We start from the raw sequence: 6,245 nt of genomic DNA on the forward strand, positions 1-6,245 counted from the left end.
TATCGGCTAGAATCCGCTTGACGTTTTCTACTCCTTCTTCGATGGTGGCTTCATCGTCGGTGGCGCAATACATCCCTAGAAGATACTCGAGAACGTAGACGGGAACGTTTGCCCCTTCTTTAATGCGCTGGGTGAGGTCTTTGCGGACGACTTTCCCAGGGTAGGCCTCATTGAGTTTGCGATCTAAATCGTCCATTAACAATTAACAATTAACAATTAACAATTATCAACGATCTTTCTTTAAAAATCGCCAAAATCGTTGACGATTCCCAAGTTAATCGTCCAAGTTTCTCGTAGTAGTTCGCTGTCATCGTCCGTATCTTTAACAATTAACAGTCCTTTTGTTGGTGGGTTGGTACTAATGATGGTTAAGCGGATTTTCTGTTCGCGATCGCTCGGTTGAGGACGATCGCTCGCTAATTCTAGCGTGGGAATATCGGTGATGGGGTCAAAAGTTTCGAGGGTGTAGAGACCGACGGAAACGGCTCTCGCCCGCCATCTTCCCGTAACGGCTTCGGTTTGCACGAGGGTGAGATTAAAGCGATTATTCGTGACCCGACGAACGCGGACGTTGACCTGTACTCCGACTTTCTGTATCCGTCCTTCTTCCGTTTGGGTCGATCGCTGATGGCGATAGGCGAGAACGGGTACGCAGGTTTCCTGCAAGCTGGCTCCCCCGTGAACGAATTGAGATCCCGCACCCTGTAAGGCAAAACGCAGATTGCCTCGAGGAACGAGGGCAACCGGGTTGGAAGATAAATAAGGAAGGTTATAGCAGTGCGTTCCTTCATCGCTGGGAAGATGACTTTCCTGCAAAGGATCGATAAGGACATAACGGCGATGGGTTTCCAGTACGGCTTCTCCTTGAGGAAGGGAACGCTTATCGGCTTCTGCGAGGGGACGGCGTTGGTAAAGAAAGCCGTGATCGGCGGTAATGAAAACCCGCGTCCCGTTGAGAGAGTTGCAAATTCGTTTTACCAAGCGCAAGAGTTCGGCGATCGCCTCTTCGCAAGCTGCTAATACTTGATGTTCGCTGGCAGCTTTATCGCCAATGGCATCAATGACGTTATGGTAGATATAAATAAGGCGATAGGGTTGCACGGCTTCTCTTCCCTGGTCTGTATTCATCCCTAATAAATCCTTAGCAGATAGCACTTTAGCGGCGGTTTGAGAGAGTTGATTCAAGACCAACTCCCGCTTAAAGCTGCCTTGGGTACTTAGATCGTCTCGCAAAACATCATTGCGATCGCGCAACCATTCTAGCTTCGTCCCCGGTAACAATGCCGCCATTCCCAGTTTCGTTACGCTGGGGAGAACGCCGAACAGGGGTTTAAGTTCTATCGTTCCCCGTAGCTCTTTTTGAATCTGGGTTTGTAGTTCGCTGGCGACTTCGTAACGGAGGGCATCGGAGATGATGACAAAGGCTTTCTCGCGATCGCTTTTTTGCAGGACGGGCTTAACAAAATGATGATAAAACTGGTTCTGGGACAAGACTCCGGACAGTTCCCATCGTTCTCCCATTGCTTTGTCCCACGCTTCTCCCAAGCGATCGAGATACCATTGGCTGTAGAGGTTTTCGACAATTTCCGATAATTTTTTCAGGATGTCTCCCTTGGCCCGATCGCTTTGGACGATAAACTGTCGATAGGCGCGATCGAATTGGTGCAACTCCCCAACATAGCTTTGCCAGAGTTCTCGCGCATCCCCCGAGAAACCGTGAGGATAGCGATCTTTGAGGGAAAATAGGGCGATCGCGGCTTCGATCGCCTCGTAGTGATGTCGATAGTTCTCAAACCAAAAGAGCGTCCGCCGTCCTTGCAACCAAGTTCGCCAAGGGGTTAAATCTTCTCGTTGGCGAATGGCTTCGACGGTTCTTCGCAGGAGGACGCGATCGATGTCTTCAAAACTGGCAGCTTCGCAGAAAATTTCGGGGGAGAGGCGTTGCAATATCTCTAAAACCGGCAATTCTTCGGCAATTTGACTGCTTAGGTTCTTCCATTCGTCTTTGTCGATGCGATCGCGCATCCATTGGTCGATGAAAGCGTAGGCACGCTGTCCCGCAGGAATAATGTGAGGAGCTAAAGAATCCGGTACATTTCCATGCAAGGATTTGGCGAAGTGGGTCACGAGGAGTTGCTCGAAAAGTTTGTGCAGGCTGCGTTTTTTGGCGGTAAATTGGGTATGTTCGGCGGTCCACTGCCAAAAGGCTTCTACGAGATCGAAGCGATCGATCTCTTGCCACAAGTCGTTATCAGATTCTAGCAATCCCGCACTCAAGACTTTGCGGATCGCCAATCCCGCATCGGGAACTTTTAAGCCAACGACAGAGGATAAAATGGCCAAGAGCAATCCTTTCCGGTCGGTGTCCGGGGATAGCCCCATTTTATAGAGGCTTTCGCCGCGTTTTTTGCTGTTAAAAAATTTGAGATGCTGGCGAATGGTTTGCTCGAGACTGCGCTGTTTTAGGCCGAGGTCGGCAAAGATTAAGGCAGCACGATCGGCAGAAAATGTCAAGCCTGCCAGTTGGAGATCGAGCAATCCATTGTCTTCGGGTTTGGGTTCGGGAAAGGGGGCGTAGAGGAGAAATCGTTGCTCGGGTTTTTCGATGAGGAGGTGATACTTGGTGGAGAAGGGGCGATCGCTGAGTTGATATTTTTCGATGCCTTCGAGGTGCAGTTCGTTGAAAGTGTCTTGAAATTGTCCTTCGGGATCGTACCAGAATACCACTCGCCTGCTATTGTGATGCCAGCGAGTTTCGCTGTTGAATAATGCCAGAATGTTGTTTTGGATACGGTTAGGGTTCAATTTTCCTAGATCGGTTAATGGCTTTTCAAAGTTACGACTCATTCATTATTACGGGATCGTCAGGGGGGGGATGTCTGCCAATTTCTCGATCGGCTTGGCGAATTTGAATGACTCGTTCTCTGTTAAGCTGTAGCTGTTCGATTGTTGCACGGCCACAGGGCGTTAATCCTTGGATGTAGAGACAATTCTCAGACCAGATAAAATGTTCCCACCAGTCGCTTTCTCTAGGATTGAAAAGGGGAACTTCAGTCTGAGACTGGGGATCGATCGCGATCGTCTTATTTGATTTTCTGCGATTGCAATGGAAACAAGCTAGAGCCAAATTTTCAATATCATCGCTTCCACCACAGTCAAGGGGAATGAGATGATCTATGGTGAAGCGAATATACTGCCAGCGTTCCGACGCATGACAGTATTCACATAATCCATTTGCCCGTTGTCGGACTTCTTGCTGAATGCGATCGGGAATTTTACGACGAGACATTGATGTTAGATGATTGATTTTGAGACAAAGACAAATTTCGCACGGTTCGATTGAGAAAACTCAAATAATCGTCGATTTCTTCGTAGCAGTCTAATTCTGTTTCTTCTTCCGAACTTAACGGAGTTGCTTTCTGTTTTTCCAATAATTCTTCAATGCGGTTTTGTACGGTATTAGAGGCACGTAAAATTGGAATACCTTCTTCTAATTCAAGGCGAACTGCACCGTCTAATGGCAGGGATGCAGGTAAGCGATCGAGTTTGGGTAATGTGGAAAATGTCATGGTTTGAGTTTCTATAGTTGAATTTTTTACTGCCCGTTGACAATAGTACAAAAGTTATTTTGCTTGATAAGCCCAAGCAATCTCTCGGCTGGCTTCCCGAAGATATTGCTGATTTGTACTGTCATCAAGGGTAGGAACGGAGACCGTAAATGGTCCTTGGTAGAAAACGCTCAATAATCTGCCTAAAGCAAAAGAAACCGTTACGGGAATGGGCTGTTTCTTTCTTCGACTCATTTCCGTCCAAGCAAATTCCTGTAATGCCCGATAAAATTTGAGTAGGGCAATATCTGCTTCTCTCAGATTGGGCTGCAAGAGAAGATCGTCTAAGATGAACTGAATCGAGAGCAATCGTTCTCTGGGGGTAAGATTGGGTTCAATGCGATCGCTTTTCGCTGACTCGCACTGGGGGGCAATATCTCGTGCAATTTCCAGTAGAGTTTGATGGGCATTACCTAATTTTTGCAGCACGTAACCATTACCCTTTTCAGGATGTAAGGGACCTCTGAGGAAGGGACGACAAAAATAACCAATTTCTCGAACTAATCTTTCATAGCACACATCCAATATCATGTCATTGCTATAAGCATCGCATTCAAACCATTCCTGATAGGCTTGCAGGATAGTATCTCGATCTTTAACCGGAACTTCGCGATCGAGATACTGCAAGGGAAGGCTTAATTTGCGAGAAAACCGATAGAGTTGGTGTAAGGGAACTATTTTGATGTCTTGTTCGATGTCCATTTTTGACTCCTGATGAGGGGTGGGTGAGTTTTGAGGATCGAGATCGGCGATGGTTTTGGCGTAAAGTCCGGTACATTTACGCCGATCGGTTTCCCATCGGGCAACGGTAACGGCATCAACGTAAAGCCTTCCGGCAAATTGCGCTTGGGTTTCTCCCAAGGCACGCCGAATTCGCCGGATTTCTTCGGCGGAAAGTTGGTATTTTGACACAACGCAAGTTTACCACTGGTTATGATACTGCCAATTTTATAACCAATGGTTAAATTTAGTCAAGGTCAATTTTCCACTTTGCTGCTTTTTCGAGGTCTTTCATTTTCAGATCGGATCCTTCGTAAACTAGGCCCTTGAAGCGGGTGTAGTTGTAGGCTACGCCGTCGTCTAGGTCGAGTTGGATGCGTTGGTCGGCGAGGTGTTGCAGTTTGGCTTGGTAGTCCCGCAGTTCGAGTTGTTGCCCTTGCAGGTCTTTCAGGCGTTTGGCGAGTTGTTTTTTGCTGGCGGTGTGGGTGGCATTACCGAGGTCGGTTTGGGTACGCTGGATCTCGCTGTCGAGTTTGGTTTGCAGTTCTAAAACGTAGTCGGTTCGCAGGCGGGCGAGGGTATCTTCTTGGTAGCGGTGGAGGTAAACTAAGGCGTTGAAGGCGCGTTTTTTGCCACTGGTGAACAGCCAGTAAATGGGGCGTTTTTTGTAGGTTTTGATGTGGTCGGAGGTAAACTGGGTCAGGAAGTAGCGGCGGATGCAGTCGCGGGGGGTTTCGTTGGCTTTGCGGGTGAGGGCGTTGGCGATATATTCGAGGTTTTGGGGGAGGGTGTCGGGAGTGTAGGCGGTTTTTAGGAATTGGATCAGTTGGGTGATGATATCGTCGGGGAAGTAGGGGCGATCGGTGATGGGAATGATACCGTCGGAGTCGGCGGGGAAGGTTTGGTGTTGGCTGGGGTCGAAGGGTTGTCCGGCGTGGATGAGTCCGGGGCGATCGAGGCTATAGCGTCCCATCATACAGCCAACGGCATAGGAGAGGAGGGAGCGGATATCGCGGGACAGGTCGGCTTTACGGATGGTGATTTGATCGTCGGGGACTTCCGGGGTGAGTTCGTCTTGCAGTCCGTAGGCTTCGATCCAATGTTTATTATTTTCTTCTTCGAGGTGTTTGAGTTGGTTAAAGGCGGTTTCGCTTTGTTGTTCCCATTGTTGAAAGGCGCGTTCAATAGTTAAGGGTTTATCTAATAATTCACTATTGTTAATTGATAATTGATAATTATTAATTGATAACTGAACAAGGGGATGTTTTTGGAAGTCCCATGAGGTTTCAAAATTATCCCAGTCTTGACGAGAAAGCAAAATAAGACTGTTTACAGCCTTTTCTAGATTTGGAGGAGTCAGTTTTAAATTTAGAAGGAAAGGTAAGTTTAATATTTCTTTAGTTGTAAAACTTAAAGTTGGAGTTAAAATTTTAAGTAGATTTTGGGAAACTTTAGAACATAGAAAACTCAAAATAATCTCTTTGGGAGTTTCTTTGATTGTGAAACCTGTACGCCCAGTATCATCAAATAAAAATCCAGGTTTTACTATTCTAGCAGAAAAAAGACCAGAAGAAATTTTAGAATAAGTAATTCCTTCTTTGAAATAAAAAGAGGAATTTCTTACGGCAGAACTTTTATGTTGTTTTATTCTCATTCCATTGTTTTCCCAATCAACAATTGACTCATTATTCCCAAACCATTTTCTAAAACTTCCTCCACTGCTACAAGGATACCAGCGTATTTGATTATCTTTTGTTTCTATTATTTCAAAAGTATTAAAACTGATTTGACTAATTGAAACTTCCCACCATATTCTCTGAAATTGTTTGTTATCACCTGTTGACATACCCGCTTTAATTTTTAAAAATTCACCGATGGGAATATTTTTGGCAAAAACTTGTTTTATTGTATCGCTCA

The 6,245-nt window shown here is 46.3% G+C and carries 6 protein-coding genes; all 6 read right to left on the reverse strand.

Annotated elements, in window-relative coordinates; genetic code table 11:
• Positions 1-196, reverse strand: a 196-nt coding sequence (locus tag VB714_RS20410) for an anti-phage BREX system Lon protease BrxL (RefSeq protein ID WP_323226523.1), incomplete at its 3' end; no start/stop codon positions are given.
• A gap of 44 nt (positions 197-240) precedes the next feature.
• The gene (gene pglZ / locus VB714_RS20415) at positions 241-2,847 is read right to left on the reverse strand and encodes a BREX-1 system phosphatase PglZ type A (RefSeq protein ID WP_323226524.1); all 2,607 of its coding nucleotides are present in this window, start codon (positions 2,845-2,847) and stop codon (positions 241-243) included.
• Entirely contained in the window at positions 2,837-3,289 is a 453-nt protein-coding gene (locus VB714_RS20420) for an HNH endonuclease (protein ID WP_323226525.1), read from the reverse strand. Before VB714_RS20420 ends, pglZ begins: the two co-directional genes overlap by 11 nt.
• The gene (locus VB714_RS20425) at positions 3,276-3,569 is read right to left on the reverse strand and encodes a hypothetical protein (RefSeq protein WP_323226526.1); all 294 of its coding nucleotides are present in this window, start codon (positions 3,567-3,569) and stop codon (positions 3,276-3,278) included. Before VB714_RS20425 ends, VB714_RS20420 begins: the two co-directional genes overlap by 14 nt.
• 54 nt (positions 3,570-3,623) lie before the next feature.
• Complete coding sequence (locus VB714_RS20430) at positions 3,624-4,520, reverse strand: hypothetical protein (protein ID WP_323226527.1); 897 nt, start codon at positions 4,518-4,520, stop codon at positions 3,624-3,626.
• Positions 4,521-4,575: 55 nt separating this feature from the next.
• Positions 4,576-6,245, reverse strand: a 1,670-nt coding sequence (gene pglX, locus VB714_RS20435) for a BREX-1 system adenine-specific DNA-methyltransferase PglX (RefSeq protein ID WP_323226528.1), incomplete at its 5' end; no start/stop codon positions are given.

Source organism: Spirulina sp. 06S082, assembly GCF_034932145.1.
Lineage (GTDB): Bacteria > Cyanobacteriota > Cyanobacteriia > Cyanobacteriales > Spirulinaceae > CCY15215.

Bases quoted from the DNA above. Each gene is read 5' to 3' on its own strand.
- pglZ (WP_323226524.1), bottom strand. From the start codon at position 2,847: ATGAGTCGTAACTTTGAAAAGCCATTAACCGATCTAGGAAAATTGAAC.
- VB714_RS20420 (WP_323226525.1), bottom strand. From the start codon at position 3,289: ATGTCTCGTCGTAAAATTCCCGATCGCATTCAGCAAGAAGTCCGACAA.
- VB714_RS20425 (WP_323226526.1), bottom strand. From the start codon at position 3,569: ATGACATTTTCCACATTACCCAAACTCGATCGCTTACCTGCATCCCTG.